Here is a 24,072-nt window from a genome sequence, read left to right as displayed (position 1 = left end):
TGGCGTGGAATGCCTGCAAGGCATATTCCCTCCTGCCTCATCCCGGCGTTCAGCCCTCAGCCCGGAACCGACAAGACTTATTCCCGCCCGAGTCTCACCAGCTCATCGCCCCGCCTCCCTCTCAACCGCGTTTTTCCCTATGGAAAACGCCAAAACAGCTATGGCGCCGCATTAATTTCTGAATAAAGCCTTGAAAGCTGGAAATTCCCAACACCGAAATGAGAATGATTGCTATTATTCTGCCGTTGTTTCAAGCCTGATGCCCTCTTCCCCTCTCTGTCACCAAGAACTTGCTTACTGAAAAGCGAAGCTTGCGTGATGAGCGCAGCGTACAAGAATAGCGGACTCAATCCGTCACCTACCGTTGCCAAACAAGCACGGCTTTTCTCGGTTTAATGATCATCAATCCAGCATCCGGAGACGGTGTTGTAGTAGGAGGCGCGTCAGCGTGAAAGAGTCATTTCGCCAATGTATGGCATGGCTGCATACCTGGGTCGGTCTGGTGGTGGGCTGGATCCTGTTTTTCGTCTTCGTCACCGGCACGGCTGGCTATGTGGACGATGAAATCACTCGCTGGATGGAGCCGGAGCGCCCCTTGCCCATGCAAGTCCTGCCCGAGCAATCCAGCCAGATGCTGGATCAGGCCCTGGCGCAGTTGCAAGCGCATGCCCCGGCAGAGTCCAAAGCCTGGACCATTACCCTGCCGCATCAAGCCCTGAACCCGCGTGCCACGCAAGGGCTGTCCATCGCCTGGGAAGAAATGCCCCAGCCCGGTCAACGCGGCCGTCGCGGAGGAGAAGAACTGGACCCTGTCACCGGCCAGATTCAGCCGGAAGTGGAACCCCGCGCAACTGCTGGTGGCACCGGCCTGTACCGCATGCATTACGCCTTGCACTACCTCCCCTATCCGGTCGCTATCTGGCTGGTCGGTATCTGTACCATGCTGATGCTGCTGGCCGTGATTACGGGCGTGGTAACTCACAAGAAAATCTTTACCGACTTCTTCACCTTCAGACCCGGCAAGGGCCAGCGTTCCTGGCTGGACGCACACAATATCGTCAGCGTCATGTCCCTGCCCTTTTTCCTGATGATTACCTATACGGGCCTGATTTTTTTCATGTCCGTCTACATGCCGACCGGACGAGAAGTCATGTATGGCGCGACAGAAGAAGGACGGCAGGCTTACTTCCAGGATATTCGTCAGCAAAAACGCGACTTCCTGCCCGTGAGCATGCCGCAGGCTCCCCTGGGCGAGATGATGCACAGCGCAGAACAAGCCTGGGGCAAGAACAGCATTGCCTCGGTGCAGATTACCCACCCGGCAGATAGCCAAACCTATGTAGAACTGCGTCGCACCGGCGTCACGGGCGTGTACTGGACCCGTGCCGAGACCCTGCGCTTTAACGCCTCTGATGGCAGCCTCATGGAGCCGGAGGACAATAGCAATGTCACCGGAGACACTCACCGCGTGCTACTGGCCCTGCATGAAGGTGTGTTTGCCGAATGGTGGTTGCGCTGGCTGTACTTTATTTCAGGCTTGCTGGGCTGCGCCGTCATTGGGACAGGTCTGGTGCTGTGGACGGTAAAGCGTCGCACCCAGCATCAAAAGCGCATGGCCAAAGCCACCCCGCCTAGCGCATCCGAGCGTTTTGATGCCGCTGGCCTGCGTTTAGTAGAAATCCTGAATGCCGGCACTCTGGCCGGTTTGCCCTTGGGGCTGGCGGCCTACTTCTGGGCCAACCGCCTTTTGCCTGTGAATATGGCCGACCGCGCCGCCTGGGAGTTTCATGCTCTGTTCCTGGTCTGGGGCTGGTCCTTCCTGTATGCCTCCTGGCGACCCTTGAAGCGCGCCTGGCTGGAGCTGCTGTACCTGACAGCCTCCGCCTACGCCTTGATTCCTGTCCTGAACCTGCTGACGACCGACCGTCACCTGGGTGTCACCGTCATCCATGGTGACTGGGGCCTGGCAGGCTTTGACCTGACCATGTTTGGCCTGGCCACCATCTTTGTCTATATCGCCATCAAAATGAAACGCAAATGGCACATTGCCAGCCTGCCTAAAAAAGCCGCTGCCCCGGCCAGCTTGCAAACTGCGGGAGTGAACGGATGAGTGGACTGACTTCCCGCTACCGCCTGCAAGTGCTCTCGCGCATTGTGGCGGCCACTGTCGGCGGCTACGCCCTGGCAGCCGCTGCCACGGTATTGCTGACTTTGCTCTGGCCTCTGCCTAAAGCCCAGGCCGTTCTGGCAGCGAATATGTTGAGCTTTGTCTGGTACACCGTCGCCGTCATGTGGGTGTTCAGCACCAAAAGTGCCACTCGCGCTTGGGTGGGCATGGTTCTACCGACGGCTTTGATCGCCTTGCTGAGCGTTCTGTTGATGCCTGCAGGAGTGCAGCCATGAGCAATACCAGTCTGTGGCTGAATCTGGCCGTTTTTATCATCAGCCTGGCGGGCTTTATCTGCCTGGCTTTGGCCAGTGATCGCCAGGGAGAATTCCTGCTGCATCGCACGCCCAGCGAGAAGGAAAGGCGGATCTTTCGTCTGCTCGGCTGGCCCTTGCTGGCTGTGGCGTTAGCTCTATGCTGGCAAGGCTGGGGCTGGAGCATGGGCACCGTTGCCTGGCTGGGTTGGCTGACCATAGCCGGTGCCGGGTTGACCTTTTACTTGCCCTGGTGGCCTTGGCAGGAAAAGAAACCTGTGCGGGCCAAACCTGCACCAGTTGCGAAGGCAGCGCCTAAAGCGGTTGGAGCGGGCAACACTGCATCGACATCAAGTGACGCTATAGCTGGGAAAAATGGAGTGGCGGCGGCAAATTCAAGCGCTGCTTCAACTAGCGCTGGGGCTACACGTACAGAGCCAACTCACGCTGGAGTGGCGCCTACAGCATCACGGTTTTCCACACGCAGCCTGGTTTTTGCCAGCGGCCTTTTGGCCATCCCTGCCGCCTTCATGATTTATCTGGCGCAACAAGGCCCCGAGCCTGTATTTGGCAACCATGCCCTGCAAGGTCAGATTGGCCCCTGGTCGTTTGCTCTGGCTGAGACGAATAACAAAGCCCCCATCAGCGGGCCCACCGGCGCTCATCGCAAAGCATTTCAGATTCGCTTTTGCCAGGCCTGCGACCCACATATACGCCGCGCCTATCTGCAAGTGAGCAAGCCCGAGCCTATGCCTGCGCCCCGTCAAGCTTTCAGCAACACGCGCTGGACACGAGCGGTAGAAATCGTCATTCCGCCCGATAGCGAACTGGAACATCAACTATGGCTAACCGTGGAAGCCAAGAGTGGAGAGATCTACCATCAGGCTTTTGATTTCCACCAGGTATCCCCGATGACGGCGGCATTCATCCAGCAACAGCCGTAAGCGCGACCCGAATAGAAAGGGCCAAGATTGAACCGCCCCCCGAGTGTTGAACAACAATTCACGCTTTGGTGGGCCATTCAAATCCCGACCCTTTTTTATTCCTGGGCAACGCGGGTTCCTTGATGAAACACCATCTGCCAACGCCCCTGACTCTGCTTCCAGATGGAGCTGCGCAAGGATTGCTTCGGCTTTTCATCACCTGATACCTCACACACATAAGTCGCCAGGACGACATCCTCTGACAGGATGGTCAGCTTGAAGTTGCTGAGGTGGCGCTGCACAAAATCCTGTTCAGGCAGATCGCCTAGCACTTCTGCTCTACCCCACGCCGCGCCTCTGGCTCCGAACTCTACAAACTCGTCGGCCAGTAAAGCGCCAAGCGCCGCCACATCCTGACGAGTGGCACGCTCAAACAGGCGCTCTTCAAGAGACAGGATCAAGGATTCAAGGGAATGAGGCACGTGAATGTGGGGGACTTGGGAGTGATATTCAGCGTCAGAATCGTCAACACAATTCTTCATAAACCAGACAAAATCCTACACCTGACACAAGCCGCCACGCCACCGATATTTCTCACATTTACTATAAAAAAACACCTCCCTAAACAAAGGAAAATTTTTGACAGTTGTTTTCCTTTCAAGCACTTAGCGCTTCCCGCTTATCGCTAGAATCCAGCCGTGTTAAATGACTAACAGGACAATATCATGTCTTTATTAAAACGATGCACCGCAGAAACGCTGGGCACTTTCTGGCTGGTCTTTGGAGGCTGCGGGAGTGCGATCTTTGCCGCTGCCTACCCTGAACTGGGGATTGGTTTTGCCGGGGTAGCCCTGGCCTTTGGTCTGACTTTGCTGACCATGTGCTATGCCATCGGCAATATCTCTGGTTGTCACATCAACCCGGCTGTCACGCTGGGCCTGGTCGCTGGGGGACGCTTCCCCGCTCGTGATGCCATTCCCTACATCATTGCCCAGGTTATCGGCGGTCTGCTGGCCGGCGGTGTTCTGTACCTGATCGCCAGCGGCAAAACCGGCTTCGATCCCGTGGCAGGTTTCGCCTCCAACGGCTTTGGCGAGCACTCGCCCGACAACTACAGCCGCGACGCAGCCCTGATCGCAGAAATTGTGCTGACCGCCTTCTTCCTGTTCATCATTATGGGCGCAACCCACAAGCGTGGTCACGCTGGCCTGGCAGGCGTAACGATTGGTCTGGCACTGACTTTGATTCACCTGATCAGCATCCCTATCACCAACACTTCCGTGAACCCTGCGCGTTCTACTGGCGTGGCCTTCTTCCAGGGCACCTGGGCCATGGAGCAGCTGTGGCTGTTCTGGGTCGCTCCCTTGATTGGTGGTGTGATCGGCGCTCTGGTGTATCGCTTTCTGCACAGCAACGACGAATAAGCTGCACTGACTCCTGCTGACAGAATCATTGAGCCGCATCGGCTTGGACGGGCTATGTGCCCGATTCAAGACGATGCGGCTCAATGCTATTTATGGACCCCAATTGTCACCCTGCAAAGCACCAGGCTTGTCGCGCTTCTGTAGTAGGATTTACACCCTGCCCCAAGCAAAGAGGCAGTACGCGCTGCACCTGGCGACTCAACCCAGACTCATACGCTTATCAACGCCCGCAAACCCGGAGAACCTCATGAAAAAAGCATTGAATACCGGCCTGATCGCTTTAGGACTGAGCTTGATGGCAAGCGCCTCTTCCGTTCAGGCAGCCGACTGCGACAGCATGAGCAATCAAAATGCCATGAACCAGTGCTTTAGCAACGAGTACAAGAACTCGGACACCGAACTGAACAAGCTCTACAAGGAAATCAGCCATCGTCTGAAAGATGATGCCGATACCCTCAAAGCCTTGCGCAACGCCCAACGGGCCTGGATCAGCTTCAGGGATGCAGAATGCGACTTTGCAGCGATCAACACCGAGGGCGGCAGCATTCACTCCATGCTGATCACCACATGCCGGAATGAATTGACCCAGGCCCGTATCAAGAACTTCAACACCTACCTGTCCTGCGAAGAAGGCGATATGAGCTGCCCGGTTCCACCGGCCATGTAATGACATGCCCGACACCAAACACCCATCCACGCGCGATTTGAACGACCTTTACTACTTTGTACAGGTCGTGGACCACGGAGGATTTGCACCGGCCGGACGGGCTTTGGGCATCCCGAAATCCAAGCTAAGCCGACGCATCACCTTTCTGGAAGAATCCCTGGGTGTGCGTCTGATTCAGCGCTCCAGCCGCCATTTCAGCGTCACGGAAATTGGCCAGATGTACTACCAGCGCTGTGTAGCCATGCTGGTGGAGGCCGACTCCGCTCAGGACATCATCGAGCGCCATCGCAGCGAGCCGCAAGGCTCAGTACGCATCAGCTGCCCCCTGGCTTTGCTGGACTACGGCGTCAATGAATTGCTGGCCCGCTATATGGCGGCCTATCCGCAGGTCAAGCTGGAAGTGGAAAGCACCAACCGCCGCGTGGACGTGATTCGCGAAGGCTTTGATGTGGCCTTGCGCGTCCGCTTCCCTCCTTTGGAAGACAGCGGTCTGGTGATGAAAGTCCTGGGCGAGAGCACACAGTATCTGGTTGCCAGCCCAGCCCTGATCGAACGCATGGGTGGGCTGCCCAAGCTGGACCAGTTAGGTAGCTGGCCCGCCTTGAGCGACGAGCATCTGCAGCGCAATCCCACCTGGCAACTGCAAACCGCAGAAAACACCCTGATGGAAGTGCCCTACCAACCCCGTCTGGTCTGCGACGACCGCATGACTTTGCTGCAATCAGCCTTGCAGGGAATTGGCGTCGTTCAGATGCCGGCCATGCTGATCGCTCCGTACATGCAGGACGGCAGACTGGTGGATGTGGCCCCCGGCTGGAACCCCCGCTCCGGCGTGGTACATGCCGTCTTTCCTTCACGCCGAGGCCTGGTGCCTGCGGTACGCGCTCTGCTGGATTTTCTGGGCCAGGAGTTCGTCACTATTTTGCATACGCCCGCCCCCTGAATCCCTGCTGCAAATTACCCAAAGCCAGCCGCCACTCAGTCGTTCTAATTATGGAACGCTGATGGCCATATTCTTGTCTATTCAAGCCATCGTTGCACTCCTATAGTCTCTTCATCGAACTATTCATGATGGGGAGTGCATCGACATGAACGCCAAAATGGCCGCGGCCACTGCCGCTATTCTCTGGGGCTTTACCTACATTCTGACCACGACCTGGTTGCCACCTAATCCCTTGTTCCTGGCTGCTGTCCGGGCGCTGGGAGGCGCCATCGTCCTGCTGGCATTGGTACGCAGCCTGCCGCCCCGTGCCTGGTGGGGGCGCCTGGCCGTGCTGGGCACCCTGAACACCGGCCTGTTCTTTGGTCTGTTCTTTATCGCTGCCACCCGTCTGCCCGGTGGCGTGGCCGCCATCTTCCAGGCGCTGACACCACTGGCCACCATCTTTATCGCCTGGGGCATTTTGCGTGCTCACCCCGCCCTAACGCGGATTGGAGCCGTTCTATTGGGTGCACTGGGCGTGTCGCTGGTTGTCCTGTCCAGCAATGCCACTCTGGATCTGATCGGCATTGCCGCCGCTTTGGGCAGCATGTTGTCCATTGCGACGGGCGGGGTCTTGATGAACAAATGGGGGGCGCCACCTATCCCTTTGCTGGGCTTTACCGGCTGGCAGCTCTTGATTGCCGGTGTGGAACTGAGTGTGGTTGTGCTGCTGACGCAGGACATTCCAAGCCAGCTTATCCCTGTGCATTGGCTGGGCCTGTTCCTGCTGGCAACTGTACTGACGGCTGGTCCCTTCGCGCTGTGGTTCAGTGCCATCAAGCAACTGGGCGCCGTCACTGTTGCCCCCTTCATGCTGCTGGTGCCTGTGACCGCTTTTATTCTGGACGCGCTGATCAAGGGCATCTGGCCCACCACGCTGCAACTGGTGGGAGTGGCACTGGTCATGGGTGGACTGGTCTTGAGCCAGCAAACACTGGCCGTCGCACGCTCCACGCTGGAAGCATCTGTCCACAAGCCCTGAACGCCCCACCCAAGGAGGAGGCATCATGAACCACCTCATACAAGAATTACTGCGTTCACGAGTGTATTTTGTACTGGCTACTCTGCTCCTGACCTACATTTTCTGGTGGAGCGGTGTGAACAAGGTTTGGGACTTCAGCGCTGCAAAAAAGGAAATGGCCCACTTCGGACTGGAGCCCCAGGCTTTATTCGCCGTGCTGACTATCACAGTTCAATTGCTGGGCAGTTGGCTGATTATCAGCGCAAGTCGTCTGGCCTGGTTGGGGGCGCTGATGCTGAGTGTCTTTATCTTGCAAAAACGGCAGACATGGTTTGATGTCTGCCGTTTTCTTTTACAAGGCCGGTTCGGGCTAATCCGGGTCGCGCTGTATATCAAAACCAGCGGCCCGCCAGGCTTCCAATCCGCCTTCCAAAGGGCGCACCCGACTATAGCCACTTTGCAGCAAGCGTTTGGACACCAAGGCTGCGGACACCTCATTGGGGCAATCGCAATACACAATAATTTCCCCGTCGGTAATCAGGTTCAATGTGGCCTCACCCAAGGCCAGGCTGATGGCCCCCGGAATACGTCCTTGCGCCTGCATCAGAGTCGAACGTACATCCACAATCGTGGGGGGCGTATCCGAGGACAGCATCTGGTGCAGTTCCTGCACGCTGACACGCTCCATGCACAAGGACTTCATGAAGCGATGGCGCTGCCACCACTTTCTGGCAATGAACACGCCCAAAGCCAGTGTCAGCAGGATTCCGCCCACCACACCCAGGCTGATCAGCACATTCAACAGTGCATCCACCGCCGAGCTGAACAAGGAACCCAAAAATACGGCAGAGCCCGCCCAAACCGCAGCTCCGATAATGTCGTAAAAAAGGAAGCTTCTTCTGGGTGTGCCCACCGTACCGGCCAACACACTGGCAATGGAAGCAAAGCCGGGTATGAACTTGGCCACCATCAAGGACGGTGCCCCCCAACGCATATAAATGGATTCGGTCTGCCGAATACAGGAGTCCGGCGATAGTGAAATTTTGCACAGCAAAGCCAGCAACTTGCCACCATAGCGTCGCCCAGCCAGATACCAGCCGTAATCCGCAATCATCGCGCCCAGCACGGCAAAACCCAGCAAGCCCCACAGGCTGTAACCACCGGACTCGTGCAAGGCACCCGTTACCACCAACACCGGATAGGCCGGCACCGGCGCCCCTGCCTGCTCCACCAGGACATTGAAAAACACGATCAACAGACCGTGTTGCTCGATAAGTTGCAGAATCGATTCGACCATATTGCGAGGTACAAAAATTGCCAGACAGCCGATATTGTAGGCTGGTGTCGGCCGATTTCTGTTTCAACGCTAAAGCATTACGGCATAGCTTCCATGCAAAAAACACGGCCCCTTTCAAGGGCATCTGGCCAGACTCGACGCCGCCACTTTCATCACGCCCCTGCACTATCCCCGAGGCTGGCTCTGCAGCCACAAAACCCCTCAACAAACAAGAACTAGTCTCATTAAAAGCCTACAGGTTAACGCTAGTAGTCATCGCTTTTTACCTGTCTATACAATAGCGGCGTCAATAACGGTTCAGGTGAGAGTCTTCACTTTGATGAAGCGCCGACGGAGCAACGACCCCGGAATCTCTCAGGCAAAAGAATCCTGAACCTTTGACCATCTGGAGAGAGGCACACCCGTGCCCACCGAAGGGGACCATCGCGAACCGATGGATAAGCTCTCAGGTAAACGGACAGAGGGGGTACAGAGGCCATATGGCCTGTGTTCACCTATTCGTCCGGAGCCTATTTATGAGCAGATAGTCAGGCGCCTTTTCTGGCCGCCTGGCATACCACACCCCTATTCCCATTTTTATTCGCACACAGGTCTGTTTTGACATTTCATGTCGTCAGAACAAGGAGGACTGCTGTGCGCTCCTCAGCTTATTTAGATCGGCATCAAGAAAACCGTCCTTGAGGACGGGTTGTGCCCTTTGTTTTCTCGCAGCACAGTCATAATTACGCATTTGAACGAAAAAAAATTAGGAGAACAGTGTGTCTCAGCAACATTCATCTGGACTGCAGCGCTCGTTGAAAAACCGGCACCTGCAACTGATAGCAATTGGAGGCGCTATCGGTACAGGGCTATTTATGGGATCAGGCCGCACCATTAGCCTGGCCGGACCCTCGGTCTTGTTTACCTACATGATCATTGGGTTCTTTTTATTCTTTGTGATGCGGGCGATGGGGGAATTGCTCCTGCATAACCTGGAATACAAATCTTTTGTGGATTTCTCCGCCGATATTCTCGGGCCCACCATGGGTTACTTTCTGGGCTGGAGTTATTGGTTCTGCTGGGTGGTGATTGGTATTGCGGATATTGTCGCCATTACCGGCTATACCCAGTTCTGGTGGCCGGACATTCCGCTCTGGTTACCCGGCCTGGCGTGTATCGCCTTCTTGCTGATCTTCAACCTGCTGTCGGCCAAATTGTTTGGGGAGCTGGAGTTCTGGTTCGCCCTGGTCAAGATCATCGCTATTGTGGCCCTGATTGGTGTGGGTGCTTACCTGCTGTTTACCGGCTTTGTCGGCCCAACCGGCGAAAAAGCCAGCCTGACCCACTTGTGGGATCGCGGCGGCATGTTCCCCAATGGCCTGCATGGTTTCTTTGCGGCCTTCCAGATCGCCATCTTTGCCTTCGTGGGGATCGAGCTGGTGGGTACGGCCTCGGCTGAAACGGCTGACCCTGCCAAGAACCTGCCCAAAGCCATCAACAAGATTCCCGTTCGCGTGATTGTGTTCTACGTGCTGGCCCTGACCGCCATCATGACCGTCACCCCCTGGGACATTGTGGCGCCCAACAAGAGCCCGTTTGTAAACATGTTCTTGCTGATTGGCGTGGGTGCAGCGGCTGCCATCATCAACTTTGTGGTGCTGACCTCGGCCCTGTCGTCGGCCAATAGTGGCATGTTCTCGACCGGCCGCATGCTGTACGGTCTGTCCAAGAACAAGCTGGCTCCAGAGGCATTCAGCCAGTTGTCGCGTAACGGCACTCCCCGTAATGGTCTGATCTATTCTTGCGCCCTTTTGCTGTCCAGCCTGTTCCTGCTTTACGCAGAAGGCGACGTAATGCGTGTGTTCACCATTGTGACCACCGTGGCCAGCATCTGCTTTATCTTTGTCTGGGCCGTGATTCTGATCACCTACCTGAAGTACCGTCGCATTCGTCCTGAGGCCCATGCCGCATCGAGCTACAAAATGCCCTTTGCGATTCCCATGTGCTACCTGACCCTGGCGTTCTTTGCCTTTGCGCTGTACCTGTTCAGCCAGGAAGAAGAAACCCTGATCGGCCTGATGGCTACGCCATTCTGGTTCCTGGCCTTGTTCATCTGCCTGCCTTTCTACAAGAAACGCATGAAGCAAGATCTGGCCCTGGGTCTGGCCGCGCAAAACATGCGCTAAGTTGTTGAAGTACACGGCACGGCTCTACCCGGAGCCGTGCTGATGCAGTCGGGTCTGGCCACGTTCTACACAACTTGGCTGGCACACACTGGCAACACTCCACCTTGCTGTCCCTGGACAGCAGATCTGGAACGAGGCTGGAGCCCGGCAGCAAAAAGCCACCCGAACGGGTGGCTTTTTTCATGCTCATTGTCGCCCCGAAAATCTGGCTTTCACCTTCAGGCCCAGCACGATTTCCCAAGAAAATCACCCTTATTTACGCCTTATTACCCTTAATTATTAAACTCAAGTTTACGTAAGGGTAAACCCAAGTTGTGGCGCTTTGGAGCTTACTCATAGACTAAACCCGGTGTGTGGCCAATAAAAACGTACAAAAGGGACAAGCATGGTTTTGCGTCTAATCGACTCAATCAATGAATGGATAGGAAAGCTCATTTCCTTTATTGCCATCATTTTCTCCGCCATTATTATTTACGAAGTGTTCATGCGCTATGTGATGAATCAGCCCACTCGCTGGACTTTTGACGTCACCAAGCAGCTATATGGGTTCTACTTTCTGATGCTGGGCGCCTACGCACTTAAACATCAGGCCCATGTCCGGGTGGATTTGCTGATCAACCGCTTTTCCCCCACCGTTCGCAAATGGACCGAGATTGCGGGTTATCTGATTTTCTTCTTCCCTTTTGCCTGGGTATTTCTGACACGCAGCTACGACTTCGCCATGCGCTCGCTGGCGCAAGGCGAAACCACGTACGGCGCAGTACAGTTGCCCGTCTATCCCTTGAAGATGTCCATGGTCCTGGCCGCCGCGCTTTTGCTTCTCCAGGGCATTGCTGAAGTTATTCGTTTGTTGACCCAGAAGGAAGCCGCTCACCATGACGCCTGAACTGATTGCACTTGTCATGGGTGGCCTGCTCCTGCTTGGGCTATTCATGGGCCATCCCTTGGCCTTTGTTCTGGGTAGTACCGCCGTCATCGGCGCAATGGTGGCTGGCAAGCCCATGGTTCTGGGCATTGTCGTCAACCGCATTTACGGCGATGTCCTGGACAACTACACCCTGATCGCCATTCCTTTATTCATCCTGATGGCGCGCTTCCTGTCCGACTCGGAAGTGACTGACAAGATGTTCGAAGCCTTGCGCCTGCTCATGTCCCGCGTTCGTGGCGGGCTGGCACTGGCCGTGGTATTCATCTCCATCCTTCTGGCAGCGACCACCGGCATTATTGGCGCCTCCATTACCGTCACCGGCATGATGGCCTTGCGCCCCATGTTGCGATACGGCTACTGCCCCAAGCTGACCACCGGTGTTATTGCGGCCTCCGGCTGTCTGGGCATTCTGATTCCACCGTCCATCATGTTGATCTTGATGGCCAGCTACTCTCCCCTGTCCATCGGTGAGCTGTTCGCTGGTGCATTGATACCGGGTGTCCTGCTGGGCCTGCTGTATGCCGTCTGGGTGGTGTTCGTAGCCTGGCGTCACCCGGAACGTGCCCCCTCGGTGGAGCCTGATGAAAAGATCTCCAAGCCCGCCCTGATCCGCATGCTGCTGGTGGAAGCCGTGCCTCCTATCTTTTTGATTCTGGGCATTCTGGGCTCCATGCTGGCCGGTATTGCAACGGCCACGGAAGCCTCGGCCATTGGGGTGTTGCTGTCCCTGCTGATCGTTATTTTCCGGGGCAAATTCAAATGGTCCATTTTCCTGAATGCGCTTTACGAAACGGGCCGTACTTCCTCCATGATCTTATTTATCGTGGTGGGTGCAACCGCCTTTACCGGCGTCTTTAATATCACCGGCGGTCTGGGTGCCGCACAGGATCTGATGCGTGGCCTGGATATGGAGCCCTGGCTACTTATCGTGGTGATGCTGCTGATTATTTTTGCGCTGGGCTGCTTTCTGGACTGGACCGGTATTGTCCTGCTTTCCTTCCCGATTCTGTTGCCCATTGTGCAAGAGATGGGCATCAGCCTGCTATGGTTTGTGATTCTGGTCGCCGTTGTGTTGCAGACCTCTTTCCTGACCCCTCCCTTTGGTTATGCACTGTTTTACTTGCGGGCCATTACGCCCAAATCCGTCAAAACCATGGAGATCATTACCGGCGTCATTCCATTCATTGCCCTGATTATTTTGATGTGCATCTTGCTGGCCATTTTCCCTGGCCTGGCCACTTGGCTACCCACCGTCCTGTACGGAACTTAAATAAAACAAGGAGACACCATGAAACTGACAAAGAAGGCACTCTTCGCCTTGACGGGTTTTGCCCTGCTGGGCATTACCAGCCTGAGCCAGGCGGCACAAAAGTGGACCATGACCAGTACCTGGCCCGCTTCGATCGAGCTGGTGGAGCTGGACAAGAAATGGGTAGAGCTGGCTAACAAGCTGGTCGGCGACGAACTGAAAATCGAGTTCTTTGAAGGCGGCGCACTGGTTCCAACCGGCGAGGTCTTCAGCGCGGTGGAGTCCGGCACCATACAAGCCGGAGCCGACTGGCCGGGCTACTGGGCAGGCCGCAACCCCGCTTTCTCCCCTTTAGGAACACACTCCAGCCTGTTCAACGCGGTTGACTACGCCAACTGGATCAAGGAATGGGGTGGCGCCGAGCTTTATAACGAGATCTACGGCAAGTACGGCATGGTGTACCTCCCCTACGCCATCACCAATAACGAATCCGGCTTCCATACCAATGTGCCGATTCGCAATCTGGAAGAAATCAAGGGCAAGCGTCTGCGCCTCTCTGGCCTCGAACAAGGCAAGGTGCTGGAAAAGATTGGTGGCACGCAGGTTTCCATGGCTGGCCAGGAACTGTATCAATCGCTTGAGCGTGGCGTGATCGAGGGAGCCGAGTTCTCCACGCCGAACGTGGACGTTTCTGCCGGGCTGCATCAGGTCACCAAGCACTGGACCACGCCGGGTTGGCATCAGTCCGCTTCCGTGTTTGGCGTCATGATCAATAAAACCGCCTGGGATGCACTCAGTGATTCGGCCAAGGAGAAACTGCAAATTGCCGCCGACGCCACCATGATGTGGTCCATTGCTTTTACAGAGAAAAAAGCGACAGAAGGTCTGCGCACCTTCCAGAAAGCTGGCGTGGAAATACACCGCATGGATGATGAAAGCCTGAAGACCATTCAGCAAGTCACCAACGAGGTGATGATTTCCATGGCTTGCAGCAATCCTGATGCGGCCAAGGTATATGCCAGCCAGATGGAATACCTGCATGACTACAAGGACTGGCGCGAAACCTCCATGCCCTTCAATCTGGGACGCCCGATTGATGGCCCGGATCTGGAAAAAATCAAAGCCTGCCTGAAATAAAACGCCCTCCTCCAATGAGCTTAAAAGCGATAGTGGTCCGCCACTATCGCTTTTTTTATGCGCCCCGCAATCAAGTCTGAATCGCTTTGATCGCTACAGGACCTGCAGAAAGGCCAGCAAAGCCTGAAGCTCCTCGTCGCTCAAGTTCAAGACCCGTATCCATTCCGATTTACGCGGCACCAAAAGGCCGGTTTCTTTAGGGTCCGGCCCCATTGCTACGTCATACATACGCAACAGGCCATCCAGGCTGGGGAACAAACCGTTGTGCATCCAGGGACCTGCCTTGGCAACATTGCGCAGGCTAGGTGTTCGGAACAGCCCCAGATCCGCAGGATCTCGGGTCCATTCAAATCGTCCCAGATCCTGCAAGCGACGCCCATAAAAAGACAGGCCGATATTGTGAAAACCGTTGTCTGTCAGCATGGGGCCGTTATGGCAATTCATGCAGCGCGCCTTGGTACGGAACAGGTGCAGGCCGATCAGTTCCTGATCATTCAAGGCAGCCGTATTCCCGGCGATAAATTCATCAAAGCGCGTTGCTGCCGGGCGAATGGTAACGACATAGGCGGCCAGGGCTCGGGCCAGCCGCTCAGCGTCGATGGAATTGGATGAAGATGCGCCAAAGGCTTGTTGAAATGCCTGACGATAGCCTTCCGAATCCTGCAAACGTGGGATCAAGTCACTCAAGGCATGGTTCATTTCTACCGGGTTTTCTATGGGGCCGACGACTTGCTCCTGCAAGGTTCGAGCACGGCCATCCCAGAACAGATCTTTAGCAAAAGGCGCAGCAAACAAGGGTGGAGTACGGCGTTTTCCCATCAAGCCATCCTCCCCTACGGCTGATGCCTTGCCATCGGTAAAGGACTTGTCGGGCTGATGACAGGAGGCACAGGAGATCTGCTTTTTACGGGACAGCTGCTTGTCAAAAAACAGCCGTGCCCCCAAGGAGACGATCTGCCTGTTCTTGGCATCCTCTGCCGCCTCGGACTGGGCGCTGGAGCCAGGCCCAGGCACGGGGCCCCACTCTTGCCAGGGCTGCCCCGGATCAATAGTGGGCGCAGGCCATTGAGCGGGGACATTTTTATAGAGGGCGCGTAGACACCTGGCCTCAAGCATGTCCTTAGCTCCACAGGATTGCTCTGTTGTCTCCGACGCGGAAAGCCCCGTAGTGACCACAGGAGCAGAAGCTAAACCTGAGCCAAGCTTCTGGTCCGCTCCTGTCTCCACTCCCCCCGCAGCGCAAGCTGCCCCTGACAGCACGGTTGCCAGTGCCGCCATCAGCAAACTTGCGCCAGCTTGTCCCCCTTTTAATACCGATAGGAAGCGCGCAGCCACAGCTCTCGTCCTGTGCGATATAGGTTCGGGTTCAGCACCGAGGTTGGTGTCGAAACCACCACGGGTGCTTGCTTGTCCAGCACGTTCAGCACATCCAGCCCCAGGCCCAGACCTTTAAGCATGGCCGGTTCCCAATCCAGACGCATATCCCAGGTCCAATAAGAACCGACCCGACCGGACTCGTACTTCTCCAAGCCATCGCCCCGATTCAGACCCACATAGTGCACATCCATGCGGGCGCTGTTCCAATTGATCCGGTTGTTCATCTGCAAACCATAACGCGCCCACATGCCGGTTACGCCAGCGCTGACTCGCCAAGGCAGGTTGTAGTCCCCCACTGGACGATCACCACGGCGTATCAGGTCGCCGTTGTAATAGATGTTCTCCTCCTGTTCCTCGGCTTCACCGTCATAACCGTCGGCCAACTTGTTATTACGCTTGCTGTGCTGATAGGTCACATCCACACGCCCCGTCCACAAGCTCTCGCCCAAGGTCCAAGGGGCCGTGTTCATCAAACTCAAGGTAACGGCATCGGTTTTGGACTTGCCATTATTGGTGTAGGTGTAGCCCGTCCTCGCCTGCCCTTCGATAGAGACTTGTTGACGACCATAGCGGCGCACATAGGCCAGTTCGGCGGCCACTTTGTTCGTCAGCTGTTGCTGCAAACGCAAGGCCCACTCGTCGTCATACGGGGTTTTCAGGCCATCCAGCTTGTAGGCCGTATGCGAAGGACGGTCTACCGGATTGCCGCCCGTCACCAGCAAGGTGTGCAACTGGCTCTTGCGCTCGCGCATGGCAATTCCAAGAATATCCATTCCGTAATAGCGCGACCAGCCACCCGACAGACGGGTTTCACCCGTCCCCAGCACATCCCATTCCAGCAAGGTACGGGGGGCCAGATTGATGTTGCTAAAGTAGTTGTCCTTATCCATGCGCAAGCCCGTTGTCAGGGCCAGACGCTGCCAGGACATGCGATCCGATACATAAACGGACGCATTGGTATAGCTGACGCCCACCTCTCCAGCGCGGTAATAGTTCAAGACCTGCACCTTGCTGGGCTGCCCATCGCTGTAATGGCGTTTCTGCCCCCCGTAGGCATCCCGATCTCGGACAAATTCTCCCTTGGTATGGGCCAGCTCAAAGCCCACGTAGGGCGTATGTTCAATGGCCCCGGTCTGAAACGGCTTGAACTCCAGTCGGGTCTTCATGGTCAGATTGCGTTGCTCGGTGGACTCCTGCCCGAAACCACCGCTGATATAGGTGTAGTCGGGGCGGCCATTGGGCAGAAACGCCATATTGACCATATATTCCGTGCCGTCGGAATTACGGTAGCTGTTCATCTGGTCATAACCCAGCTGAACCCGCCCTTGCCCCCAACCAAAGTCATGATTCAAGTCGAAACCCAGACCATAGGCTTTTTGTTGATTCTGCCACTGAACACGATTGGCCATCATGCCGGAATCGACCAGATCCTCGCGTCGATCCGCGTACTTGAAGGTCAAGGCGGAGTCCGTGCTGGCGCTCCAACGGGTATGGACTTTGGCGAACACATTATCGACACGGTCTTTGGAGTTGGTATTCACATCGGTGAATTCCTTCTCGTGCAAGACACGCATGGTGCGATCAATGCTGGACTCACGCCGGGACACATTGATCAAGGCCGCAGTATTGCCCGTAATGCCCACATCCAGCATGGCGGACGAAAAACGCTTGGTCCAGGCAGGGGTGAATCCGGGCTCACCCGCCCCAAACTTTTTCTTTTGCTCTTCAGGTACAGTCTGCGACGTCAAACCCGAGGAGTTGTAGCTGAAGTCCGCACGGAAGCTGTTATTGCCCTTGGGATCACGCACCTTGGCATCGACCACGCCCCCAGTAAAGCGGCCGTATTCCACGGGAATGCTGCTATCGAGCACCGTCACGCTTTCCAGCATATTCGTGTCCAGGTTGTAGGCCTGGGAGTAGGCGGGCACATTGCCTACCTGCAAATTCAAATTGCGGCTGGCAGGATCAATCTGATTGGTGGAGCTGATGCCATCAATCTGGAACTGATTCTGGAACGGACTGGCCCCATAGAAGCTGATATCTTCCAGCGCCAGAGAGCCACGGTTGGCACTGGTTTTTGCGGCCTCGTTCTGACGCACGGCCGGGTTATCGGCCAGAAGGCTGGACAGATCACGGTTACCCGCTGCGCGTTGATCCAGTTCCTCGCGGGTATAGTTGCGTTCACCAACACGCTGGCCTTGTACACGGACGGGCTCCAGCACGGACAAGCCTTTGGCAACGGGAGCCGTCACAATCGTGTAGCGCTGATCGCCCTGGGCTCTGGCCGCCAGTCCCCAAGGGGCCAGCAAGGTATCCAAGGCCTGCTCAACCGTCAGTTCGCCCTGCAAGGCCCCGGCTCGCTTTTCCCGAACCTGTCCCGGTGAAAACGCAATTTCCACCTGGGCCAGACGGCCAATTTGCAAAAGTGCATCAGCCAAAGGCTGAGAGGCCATATCCAGCACAATAGGCCCGGCAGCGTGTGCCGGCATGGGCTGCATCACGAACAAAACACCGGCCATCAAGAAAGCCAGTTGCCCCTGCTTGAAGCGCGAGCCTTGAGAAGAAGAAAGAGACTTGGTTGTCACGCCGGGGCGAGCTTGCCTGTGCAAGGCAAAAAGAGACGGCGTGTCCTGCAAAGCGCACTTCATGATTGAGCATCCTATGTAAACAACTACCCTCAGGACGCTGTGCTACCCCTCTCCCCTCACCCCTGATTGCCATCGTATTTTTTAATTGATGACAATTATCATTAGTAAATAACTATAAGCCCTGGTAACTCCTTGATTTGCAAGCCTTGGCCCGAGGTCAGCAAGTTCAGGGCAGCGGCTGGGCGAGCCGCTTGCACCACACCGGACACTCGCATTGAGCCCGCCTGCTCGCTGCCAATCCAGATCACTCGATGGGTGTATTCCCCCAACTGACGGGCAACTTCTTTCAAACTGACATCATCAAAGCTCAGCAAGCCGTTCACCCAGGCGGGCGCCGCTTCCGCATATGTGGACGTTGCAGGCTGAGCCAACTGCGCCCGCAGTTGCCCGCCCGCTACCGTGGCACTGTCTCCCGGCTGCAAGATTACTGGCTGCGAGCTCTCGCAAGACTGGCACTGCACCTGCACGGTATGTTCGTATACCGCCACGGCGCTGATCTGATCGTTAAGACTGACCTCGTAGCGCGTTCCCAAAGCCGTCGCCTGTGCCGGGCCGGCCTGCACGGTGAACGGACCTGTCTGGGGCGAAGCAGGCACCACCTGGAAGAAAGCACGCCCCGACTCCACGCTGACTTGTCGTTGGCCATTTTCAAAATTCAGCCGCACACGAGTCTGTGCGTCCAGAATCGCCACCGAGCCATCAGGCAAACTCAACTGAGTGATCTCCACCCCGCTGCGGATTGAGCCTTGCAGCTCAAACATCTGCCAGGCGTAAAAAGAGACGCCCATCAAGACACAGGCACTGGCCAGGGTTTTGACGCGTGACTTTCTCTTTTTACGGGCGATAGGCAACACCGAAACCTGATCCAGCCTCCGCCAACTGGCTGCCAAGGCATCGTAGGTTTGAGCATGCAACGGATCCGCTTCGTACCAGGCATCAAACTGAGCCAGGGCGTCCGGCTCCAGCTTGGTGCCTTCTTTACGCACCACCCAGCGGGCGGCGTCTTCATCTACTCGGCTCCAGGCCGAATCTGACTGCGCGTTCATACTGCGGAATTAAAGACTTGGTGCGCCACCAACAAAATGCGCATCATGTGTTTCTCAATCGTGCTCTCGGACACTGACAACTTCTGGGCGATCTGCGCGTAGCTCATCTCCTCACAGCGATGCATCATGAAAATCCGCACACTGCGCTGGGACTGGGCCATCAAGGCCTGCTCCAGACGTTGCAAGGTTTCCTTGGCCAGCACTTCCTCGTACGTATCCGGGGCATGGTGATGGGCAACACTCAAGGCGTAGCCATCGAAAGCAGCCTGCTCACGTGTTTGACGCCGATACCAGTCCGCCGCGATATTGGCAGCCACTCTGAACACATAGGCCCGGTGGTTGTCCACCGCGACCTGCTTGCCCTTCTCCAGCAAACGCAGCCAGGTATCATGAGCGCAATCTTGCGCCAGTTCAGAGCAATGAGTACGCTTGCGCAGATAGCGGATCAAATCCGGGTAGTGGGTCAGGAACGCCGCCGTCAACTTGGACATAGAGACAATCAGGTTAGCATCTAATTAATAATCATTCTCATTATTATATACATGTCCAGCGCCTTGTTTGCGACTACCTGCCATCAATACGTTGGCTGATAGTTGCTGTCGCCTGGATGTATTCCCCTGTCTGTACGCATAAAAAAAGCGCAGCGTGTCTATACGCTGCGCCTGAAAAAACCTAAGTTTGAGTACTTAGGCTTTCTTCAAATACATGGCCTTCAACAAGTAGCTGATCCCATCAATCTTGCAATCGACTTCGTGGTCACCACGAACCAGACGTATGCCTTTGGCCTTGGCACCTTTCTTCAAGGTGCTGGAGCCTTTAACCTTCAAGTCGCGGATCAAAATCACATCGTCGCCCGCAGCCAGCAAGTTACCGTTGCTGTCCTTGACGATCAGCTCATCGTCATCGGTATCTGTTTCGGCAGCCGGGTCCGCGTCTTGCCATTCATAGCCACAATCGGCACATACCCATTGCTCGGTGTCATGGTAGGTATTTTCCAAGGTGCACTGAGGACAGGGAAGCGGTGTGCTCATATTTTTTTCCTGTAAAAAGCTGGGTGCTGCTGCACCAGAAGTGCGGCCAGTTTAGCCCTTTGCATCAGGAAGACCAAAAACGCAAGATTCACATCAACCATGGCAATGGGCTTGCGGCCAAGCCGTACCTCATTCATAGCAACGTCAGCCCCCTTAAAAAGGGCAAATAAACTGCGCATCAGGCTACAGAATTAACAATCTCTTCAAGCACCAATCCCATACTGCCTCCACCGACTGTCTGACCGGAGCTGATCGCTTGCGTACCAGATAGAAATCCGGCCCTAAAGCCCCTGCTTCCGCCACCTGCACCAAACGCCCAGCGGCCAGATCTGTTGCCACAAAAGCCCTGCACGCCAAAGCCACACCTTGACCCGCCATGGCTGCGTCCAATGCCAACGTTGTCTGATTGAACACCGCACCCGACAATTTGCCACCGCCTTTCAAAAACGTAGCCCAATGATCGTGAGCATCATGCAATAAAGGCAAAGCACGCAGCTGCTCCATCGGCAAAGGAAGCGTCATGTTCCCTACCAAACGAGGGCTGGCCACTGCTACCAGATCCTGACGAAACAATAGCCGGGCCTCCAGATCCGCAGAAAATGGCGGACGAGTCAGGCGCACAGCAATATCAACCTGATCGCGCTCAAAATCCGACAAGGCCTCGGTTGCCACGGTACGCAGCTCCACATCGGGCAAGACCGCTTGTAAATCCCCCAGACGAGGAATCAGTAATTTGGCCGCCACCGTGGGTGTGACGCTGATCGTGACCGTATCAGGTCGCACCAACAAGCGTCCTGTTGCATCAGCCAAAATGTCAAAAGCACGAGTCACCTCGGCCAGATAGGCCGCACCCGCCAAAGTCAGTTGCAGCCCACGCGGGTGACGCTGAAACAGCGCCAGCCCCAGATGTTCTTCCAAGGCCCGGACTTGCTGGGCGACCGCTCCTTGAGTCACGCCCAGCTCATCAGCAGCGGCACGGAAACTCAAACGACGGCCAGACACTTCAAAAGCACGCAAGGCATTGAGCGGAGGCAATGAACGGCGAGATTTCATCATCTTTCTGACAGTAGTTTTTCTACATCCTGGAGGGTTTATTTATCGCATGATTTTTCCATTCCATGCTGAAATAATAATATCAATCTCAACATATGGAGGCTCTCATGACTGTAGAAAAAGTAGCACTTATTAGCGCAGGTGGCTCGGGCATGGGCGCCGCTGCGGCCCGCAGACTGGCTCAAGATGGTTATCGCGTCGCCATCCTGTCCTCGTCCGGCAAGGGCGAGGCACTGGCTAAAGAACTGGGCGGTGTGGGCCTGACTGGCTCGAATCAATCTAACGAAGATTTACAGCGCCTGGTTGACCTGGCAATGCAGCGCTGGGGGCGTATCGACGCCCTGGTCAGCTCCGCTGGACACGGTCCACGCGGCCCGGTTCTGGAGATCAGCGACGAAGACTGGCATAAGGGCATGGATGTCTACTTTCTGAATGCCGTGCGTCCAGCACGACTGGTAGCGCCCATCATGGCCGCGCAAGGTGGTGGGGCTATTGTGAATATCTCTACAGCCTGGGCGTTTGAACCTGCGGAGATGTTCCCCACTTCGGCGGTATTCCGCGCCGGGCTAGCCAGCTTCACCAAGATTTTCGCGGATAGCTATGCGGCCAAGAATGTACGTATGAACAACGTGCTGCCTGGCTGGATTGATAGCCTGCCGGCGACCGAAGAACGGCGAGAAAGTGTGCCTATGGGACGTTATGGAAAAGCCGAGGAAATTGCCGCGACAATTGCGTTTTTGTTGTCGGATGGGGCTGGCTACATTACGGGACAGAACATCAAGGTGGATGGTGGGCTGACTCGGTCAGTGTGAGCTGCCAAGCGCTGAGCTGACTGGCTGTGTTCACACTAAGGCTACTGTGCACACACTAAATAAAGGCCTTATGGGATCCATGAGTTCAATCCAGCAGCTGAGGCATAAACCAGCAAAGCAGTAATCATGTCTTGACGCAATGCTACGGTGCCTGGACGTCCAGGTCGGCTCGAACGAGAGCCGACCTACTCACACCGCACAACATCAACTCTGAACCTCTGCACCAAAAACTCCAGGCGAACAATCACATCCCAGCTGCTAACGCGCTTGCCCGTGCCACGGAACAAGCTTGGCCTGCAATCGACGCAAACCGATTTCAAGCACAAACGCCACCAAGGCAATAAGCAGAATCCCCGCCATCACCACGTCAGTTGCCAGAAACTGCCCTGCTGACTGAACCATAAATCCCAAACCACGCGTGGCAGCAACCAGCTCCGAAGCCACAAGGGTTGACCACCCCACTCCCAAACCGATGCGCAAGCCCGTCAAAATATCAGGCAAGGCACTGGGGATAATGATGTAACGCAGCAACTGAGCACGCGTCGCCCCCAGAGATTGAGCCGCACGCAGTTTCACCGGATCCACATTACGCACCCCGCCAGCCGTCGCAATCGTGATCGGCGCAAAAATCGCCAGATAAATCAGCAGCACTTTGGACAACTCACCAATTCCAAACCAGATCACGATCAGCGGCAAATACGCCAGCGGAGGAATCGGGCGATAGAATTCAATCAAAGGGTCCAGAATGCCTTGGGCAATGCGATTACGACCAATGGCGATACCTGTAGGAATTGCTAATAAGACAGCGGCAAACAATGCCAAGCTAATCCGCCACAAACTGGCCGCCAAATGCTGCAGCACCGTGGCATCCATATAGCCCACCGAGAACAAACGAGAAACACGGCTCAGCACAGCCTGGGGTGAAGGCAGGAACAGCGGGTCCACATAGCCCCACTCGGTAAGGGCCCACCACAAGAACAACACCCCACTTAAAGTGAGCAAACTGATCACGGCAATAGACGTTTGCCGAGGTTTAGTGGACGCTGATTGATTAGGCTTGGAATCGCTGCCCACACTTAAAGACGAAGCGCCCGACAAACCTGCGATATCGCCTGCTTGCAGAACTTCGCCAGCGGCAGAGAATTTCATGAACAATCTCCTAAATTCAGGACGAAGCCGCAACAGGATGCGCCGAGAACACATGCTCCAGCACACGTTCTCGCGCCGCGATGAACTCTGGTGAGGACTTCACCTGACGCACCGGCTGCCCATCGGTATAACGTCGCCCAAAATCCAGCACCAAACGCTCCACCACATGCCCAGGGGTACCACCCAAAATGATCAGATCGGTAGCTAGAAAGACAGCTTCTTCAATATCGTGAGTAATCAGAAAAACTGGTTTGGCACTGCGTTGCCAGACATTCAACAAAAGCGTCTGGGCCTGCTCTCGGGTAAAGGCATCCAGCGCCCCAAAAGGCTCATCCAGCAAGAGCACACGCGGGTCCGCCGCCAGAGCACGAGCAATACCCACCCGCTGCTTCTGACCACCAGACAATTGCCAGATACGGCGCTGCTCCAAGCCCTCCAGCCCTACCAGAGCCAAGTGATGACGAGCCACAGCCTGCCGCTGCTCCTTGGACTCCCCCAGCAGCGTCAAACCAAAAGCCACGTTCTCCAGAACCGTCTGCCAAGGCAGCAAGGCGTCGTCCTGGAACACCACACCGCGATCAGCTCCAGGGCCGCGCACAGGTTCGCCATCCAAGGTAATCGTTCCAGCGCTAGGCAAGGTGAAGCCCGCAATCAGATTCAACAAGGTAGTCTTGCCACTTCCCGAAGGCCCCAGAACCACCACCAACTGCCCCGACCCCAATTGCAGCGACACATCTCGCAGCGCCAAATGATCGGCACCGGGATAACGTGCGCTGACGTGATTCAGTGTTAACTGCGCCAT

The 24,072-nt window shown here is 55.8% G+C and carries 23 protein-coding genes, 1 pseudogene and 1 riboswitch; of the genes and pseudogenes, 13 read left to right on the top strand and 11 right to left on the bottom strand.

All coding sequences use genetic code 11. From position 1 onward, the window contains the following. The first annotated feature begins 448 nt into the window (after positions 1–448). Genes WFM49_RS04855 through WFM49_RS04845 form a run of 3 tightly spaced genes read left to right on the top strand, consistent with a single transcriptional unit; the run spans position 449 to position 3,365 of the window. Positions 449–2,110 carry a PepSY-associated TM helix domain-containing protein gene (locus WFM49_RS04855; RefSeq protein ID WP_336972046.1) on the top strand — a complete coding sequence of 554 codons (1,662 nt, stop codon included), beginning with the start codon at positions 449–451 and terminating at the stop codon, positions 2,108–2,110. Then, positions 2,107–2,403 carry a DUF3649 domain-containing protein gene (locus WFM49_RS04850; protein WP_257113222.1) on the top strand — a complete coding sequence of 99 codons (297 nt, stop codon included), beginning with the start codon at positions 2,107–2,109 and terminating at the stop codon, positions 2,401–2,403. The genes WFM49_RS04855 and WFM49_RS04850 overlap by 4 nt, the downstream gene beginning before the upstream one ends. Then, entirely contained in the window at positions 2,400–3,365 is a 966-nt protein-coding gene (locus tag WFM49_RS04845; protein ID WP_336972040.1) for a DUF3325 domain-containing protein, read from the top strand. Before WFM49_RS04850 ends, WFM49_RS04845 begins: the two co-directional genes overlap by 4 nt. A gap of 95 nt (positions 3,366–3,460) precedes the next feature. Here WFM49_RS04845 and WFM49_RS04840 read toward each other — a convergent pair whose 3' ends face one another. Beyond that, complete coding sequence (locus tag WFM49_RS04840; protein WP_336972038.1) at positions 3,461–3,886, bottom strand: nuclear transport factor 2 family protein; 426 nt, start codon at positions 3,884–3,886, stop codon at positions 3,461–3,463. Between the two features lie 183 nt (positions 3,887–4,069). Here WFM49_RS04840 and aqpZ point away from each other — a divergent pair, with 183 nt between their 5' ends. The 5 genes and pseudogenes from aqpZ to WFM49_RS04815 form a co-directional block, all read left to right on the top strand. After that, positions 4,070–4,768, top strand: coding sequence for an aquaporin Z (gene aqpZ / locus WFM49_RS04835; protein ID WP_239055342.1), 699 nt, complete (start codon positions 4,070–4,072; stop codon positions 4,766–4,768). Positions 4,769–5,015: 247 nt separating this feature from the next. Then, a complete protein-coding gene (locus tag WFM49_RS04830) occupies positions 5,016–5,435 on the top strand; it encodes a lysozyme inhibitor LprI family protein (protein WP_336972034.1) in 420 nt (139 codons plus the stop codon). Between the two features lie 4 nt (positions 5,436–5,439). Continuing rightward, positions 5,440–6,378, top strand: coding sequence for a LysR substrate-binding domain-containing protein (locus WFM49_RS04825; protein WP_009458441.1), 939 nt, complete (start codon positions 5,440–5,442; stop codon positions 6,376–6,378). A gap of 145 nt (positions 6,379–6,523) precedes the next feature. After that, positions 6,524–7,399: a DMT family transporter gene (locus WFM49_RS04820; RefSeq protein WP_336972031.1), complete on the top strand. Its 876-nt coding sequence runs from the start codon at positions 6,524–6,526 to the stop codon at positions 7,397–7,399. A gap of 25 nt (positions 7,400–7,424) precedes the next feature. Further along, positions 7,425–7,679 (top strand): annotated as a pseudogene (locus tag WFM49_RS04815) (DoxX family protein); the annotation flags it as partial. Between the two features lie 69 nt (positions 7,680–7,748). Here WFM49_RS04815 and WFM49_RS04810 read toward each other — a convergent pair. Continuing rightward, complete coding sequence (locus WFM49_RS04810; RefSeq protein WP_336972029.1) at positions 7,749–8,675, bottom strand: rhodanese-like domain-containing protein; 927 nt, start codon at positions 8,673–8,675, stop codon at positions 7,749–7,751. Between the two features lie 290 nt (positions 8,676–8,965). Continuing rightward, positions 8,966–9,055: riboswitch (glycine riboswitch) on the top strand. A 378-nt stretch (positions 9,056–9,433) separates the two neighbouring features. Here WFM49_RS04810 and WFM49_RS04805 point away from each other — a divergent pair. From WFM49_RS04805 to dctP, 4 genes are all read left to right on the top strand, one after another. Beyond that, complete coding sequence (locus WFM49_RS04805; RefSeq protein WP_031232286.1) at positions 9,434–10,840, top strand: amino acid permease; 1,407 nt, start codon at positions 9,434–9,436, stop codon at positions 10,838–10,840. A gap of 385 nt (positions 10,841–11,225) precedes the next feature. After that, positions 11,226–11,726 (top strand): TRAP transporter small permease subunit, encoded by a 501-nt coding sequence (locus tag WFM49_RS04800; protein ID WP_009458438.1) that lies wholly within the window; start codon positions 11,226–11,228, stop codon positions 11,724–11,726. Further along, positions 11,716–13,038 (top strand): TRAP transporter large permease, encoded by a 1,323-nt coding sequence (locus WFM49_RS04795; protein WP_009458431.1) that lies wholly within the window; start codon positions 11,716–11,718, stop codon positions 13,036–13,038. The genes WFM49_RS04800 and WFM49_RS04795 overlap by 11 nt, the downstream gene beginning before the upstream one ends. 18 nt (positions 13,039–13,056) lie before the next feature. Beyond that, positions 13,057–14,154, top strand: a complete 1,098-nt coding sequence (dctP, locus tag WFM49_RS04790) for a TRAP transporter substrate-binding protein DctP (protein ID WP_009458420.1) — start codon at positions 13,057–13,059, stop codon at positions 14,152–14,154. 93 nt (positions 14,155–14,247) lie between these two features. On the opposite strand, the gene WFM49_RS04785 is transcribed toward dctP, so the two are convergent. The 7 genes from WFM49_RS04785 to WFM49_RS04755 form a co-directional block, all read right to left on the bottom strand. Next, positions 14,248–15,270, bottom strand: coding sequence for a cytochrome-c peroxidase (locus WFM49_RS04785; RefSeq protein WP_336972025.1), 1,023 nt, complete (start codon positions 15,268–15,270; stop codon positions 14,248–14,250). 191 nt (positions 15,271–15,461) lie between these two features. Next, entirely contained in the window at positions 15,462–18,179 is a 2,718-nt protein-coding gene (locus WFM49_RS04780) for a TonB-dependent receptor (RefSeq protein ID WP_336972023.1), read from the bottom strand. Between the two features lie 101 nt (positions 18,180–18,280). After that, positions 18,281–19,225, bottom strand: a complete 945-nt coding sequence (locus WFM49_RS04775; RefSeq protein WP_336972021.1) for a FecR family protein — start codon at positions 19,223–19,225, stop codon at positions 18,281–18,283. Then, a complete protein-coding gene (locus WFM49_RS04770; protein ID WP_336972019.1) occupies positions 19,222–19,716 on the bottom strand; it encodes an RNA polymerase sigma factor in 495 nt (164 codons plus the stop codon). The genes WFM49_RS04775 and WFM49_RS04770 overlap by 4 nt, the downstream gene beginning before the upstream one ends. Before the next feature lie 195 nt (positions 19,717–19,911). After that, the gene (locus WFM49_RS04765) at positions 19,912–20,256 is read right to left on the bottom strand and encodes a zinc ribbon domain-containing protein YjdM (RefSeq protein ID WP_026484515.1); all 345 of its coding nucleotides are present in this window, start codon (positions 20,254–20,256) and stop codon (positions 19,912–19,914) included. Further along, on the bottom strand, positions 20,253–20,435 hold the full coding sequence (locus tag WFM49_RS04760; RefSeq protein WP_250756971.1) for a hypothetical protein: 183 nt from the start codon (positions 20,433–20,435) through the stop codon (positions 20,253–20,255). Before WFM49_RS04760 ends, WFM49_RS04765 begins: the two co-directional genes overlap by 4 nt. A gap of 4 nt (positions 20,436–20,439) precedes the next feature. After that, positions 20,440–21,312 (bottom strand): LysR substrate-binding domain-containing protein, encoded by an 873-nt coding sequence (locus WFM49_RS04755; RefSeq protein ID WP_336972015.1) that lies wholly within the window; start codon positions 21,310–21,312, stop codon positions 20,440–20,442. Positions 21,313–21,416: 104 nt separating this feature from the next. Here WFM49_RS04755 and WFM49_RS04750 point away from each other — a divergent pair, with 104 nt between their 5' ends. Beyond that, entirely contained in the window at positions 21,417–22,121 is a 705-nt protein-coding gene (locus WFM49_RS04750) for an SDR family oxidoreductase (RefSeq protein ID WP_060186934.1), read from the top strand. A gap of 258 nt (positions 22,122–22,379) precedes the next feature. Here WFM49_RS04750 and tauC read toward each other — a convergent pair whose 3' ends face one another. After that, complete coding sequence (tauC, locus tag WFM49_RS04745; RefSeq protein WP_336972013.1) at positions 22,380–23,270, bottom strand: taurine ABC transporter permease TauC; 891 nt, start codon at positions 23,268–23,270, stop codon at positions 22,380–22,382. 16 nt (positions 23,271–23,286) lie between these two features. Continuing rightward, the gene (gene tauB, locus WFM49_RS04740; RefSeq protein ID WP_336972011.1) at positions 23,287–24,072 is read right to left on the bottom strand and encodes a taurine ABC transporter ATP-binding subunit; all 786 of its coding nucleotides are present in this window, start codon (positions 24,070–24,072) and stop codon (positions 23,287–23,289) included.

It is taken from the genome of Alcaligenes sp. PF14 (genome assembly GCF_037150615.1).
GTDB lineage: Bacteria > Pseudomonadota > Gammaproteobacteria > Burkholderiales > Burkholderiaceae_B > Alcaligenes > Alcaligenes phenolicus.
This window is presented reverse-complemented; position numbering and strand designations above follow the sequence as displayed.

Excerpts from the sequence above, each read along its gene's own strand:
- WFM49_RS04850 (WP_257113222.1), top strand. The coding sequence starts at position 2,107 with ATGAGTGGACTGACTTCCCGCTACCGCCTGCAAGTGCTCTCGCGCATT.
- WFM49_RS04845 (WP_336972040.1), top strand. The coding sequence starts at position 2,400 with ATGAGCAATACCAGTCTGTGGCTGAATCTGGCCGTTTTTATCATCAGC.
- WFM49_RS04840 (WP_336972038.1), bottom strand. The coding sequence starts at position 3,886 with ATGAAGAATTGTGTTGACGATTCTGACGCTGAATATCACTCCCAAGTC.
- aqpZ (WP_239055342.1), top strand. The coding sequence starts at position 4,070 with ATGTCTTTATTAAAACGATGCACCGCAGAAACGCTGGGCACTTTCTGG.
- WFM49_RS04830 (WP_336972034.1), top strand. The coding sequence starts at position 5,016 with ATGAAAAAAGCATTGAATACCGGCCTGATCGCTTTAGGACTGAGCTTG.
- WFM49_RS04825 (WP_009458441.1), top strand. The coding sequence starts at position 5,440 with ATGCCCGACACCAAACACCCATCCACGCGCGATTTGAACGACCTTTAC.
- WFM49_RS04820 (WP_336972031.1), top strand. The coding sequence starts at position 6,524 with ATGAACGCCAAAATGGCCGCGGCCACTGCCGCTATTCTCTGGGGCTTT.
- WFM49_RS04810 (WP_336972029.1), bottom strand. The coding sequence starts at position 8,675 with ATGGTCGAATCGATTCTGCAACTTATCGAGCAACACGGTCTGTTGATC.
- WFM49_RS04800 (WP_009458438.1), top strand. The coding sequence starts at position 11,226 with ATGGTTTTGCGTCTAATCGACTCAATCAATGAATGGATAGGAAAGCTC.
- WFM49_RS04795 (WP_009458431.1), top strand. The coding sequence starts at position 11,716 with ATGACGCCTGAACTGATTGCACTTGTCATGGGTGGCCTGCTCCTGCTT.
- dctP (WP_009458420.1), top strand. The coding sequence starts at position 13,057 with ATGAAACTGACAAAGAAGGCACTCTTCGCCTTGACGGGTTTTGCCCTG.
- WFM49_RS04785 (WP_336972025.1), bottom strand. The coding sequence starts at position 15,270 with ATGCTTGAGGCCAGGTGTCTACGCGCCCTCTATAAAAATGTCCCCGCT.
- WFM49_RS04780 (WP_336972023.1), bottom strand. The coding sequence starts at position 18,179 with ATGAAGTGCGCTTTGCAGGACACGCCGTCTCTTTTTGCCTTGCACAGG.
- WFM49_RS04775 (WP_336972021.1), bottom strand. The coding sequence starts at position 19,225 with ATGAACGCGCAGTCAGATTCGGCCTGGAGCCGAGTAGATGAAGACGCC.
- WFM49_RS04770 (WP_336972019.1), bottom strand. The coding sequence starts at position 19,716 with ATGTCCAAGTTGACGGCGGCGTTCCTGACCCACTACCCGGATTTGATC.
- WFM49_RS04765 (WP_026484515.1), bottom strand. The coding sequence starts at position 20,256 with ATGAGCACACCGCTTCCCTGTCCTCAGTGCACCTTGGAAAATACCTAC.
- WFM49_RS04760 (WP_250756971.1), bottom strand. The coding sequence starts at position 20,435 with ATGCGCAGTTTATTTGCCCTTTTTAAGGGGGCTGACGTTGCTATGAAT.
- WFM49_RS04755 (WP_336972015.1), bottom strand. The coding sequence starts at position 21,312 with ATGATGAAATCTCGCCGTTCATTGCCTCCGCTCAATGCCTTGCGTGCT.
- WFM49_RS04750 (WP_060186934.1), top strand. The coding sequence starts at position 21,417 with ATGACTGTAGAAAAAGTAGCACTTATTAGCGCAGGTGGCTCGGGCATG.
- tauC (WP_336972013.1), bottom strand. The coding sequence starts at position 23,270 with ATGAAATTCTCTGCCGCTGGCGAAGTTCTGCAAGCAGGCGATATCGCA.
- tauB (WP_336972011.1), bottom strand. The coding sequence starts at position 24,072 with ATGGCGCAGTTAACACTGAATCACGTCAGCGCACGTTATCCCGGTGCC.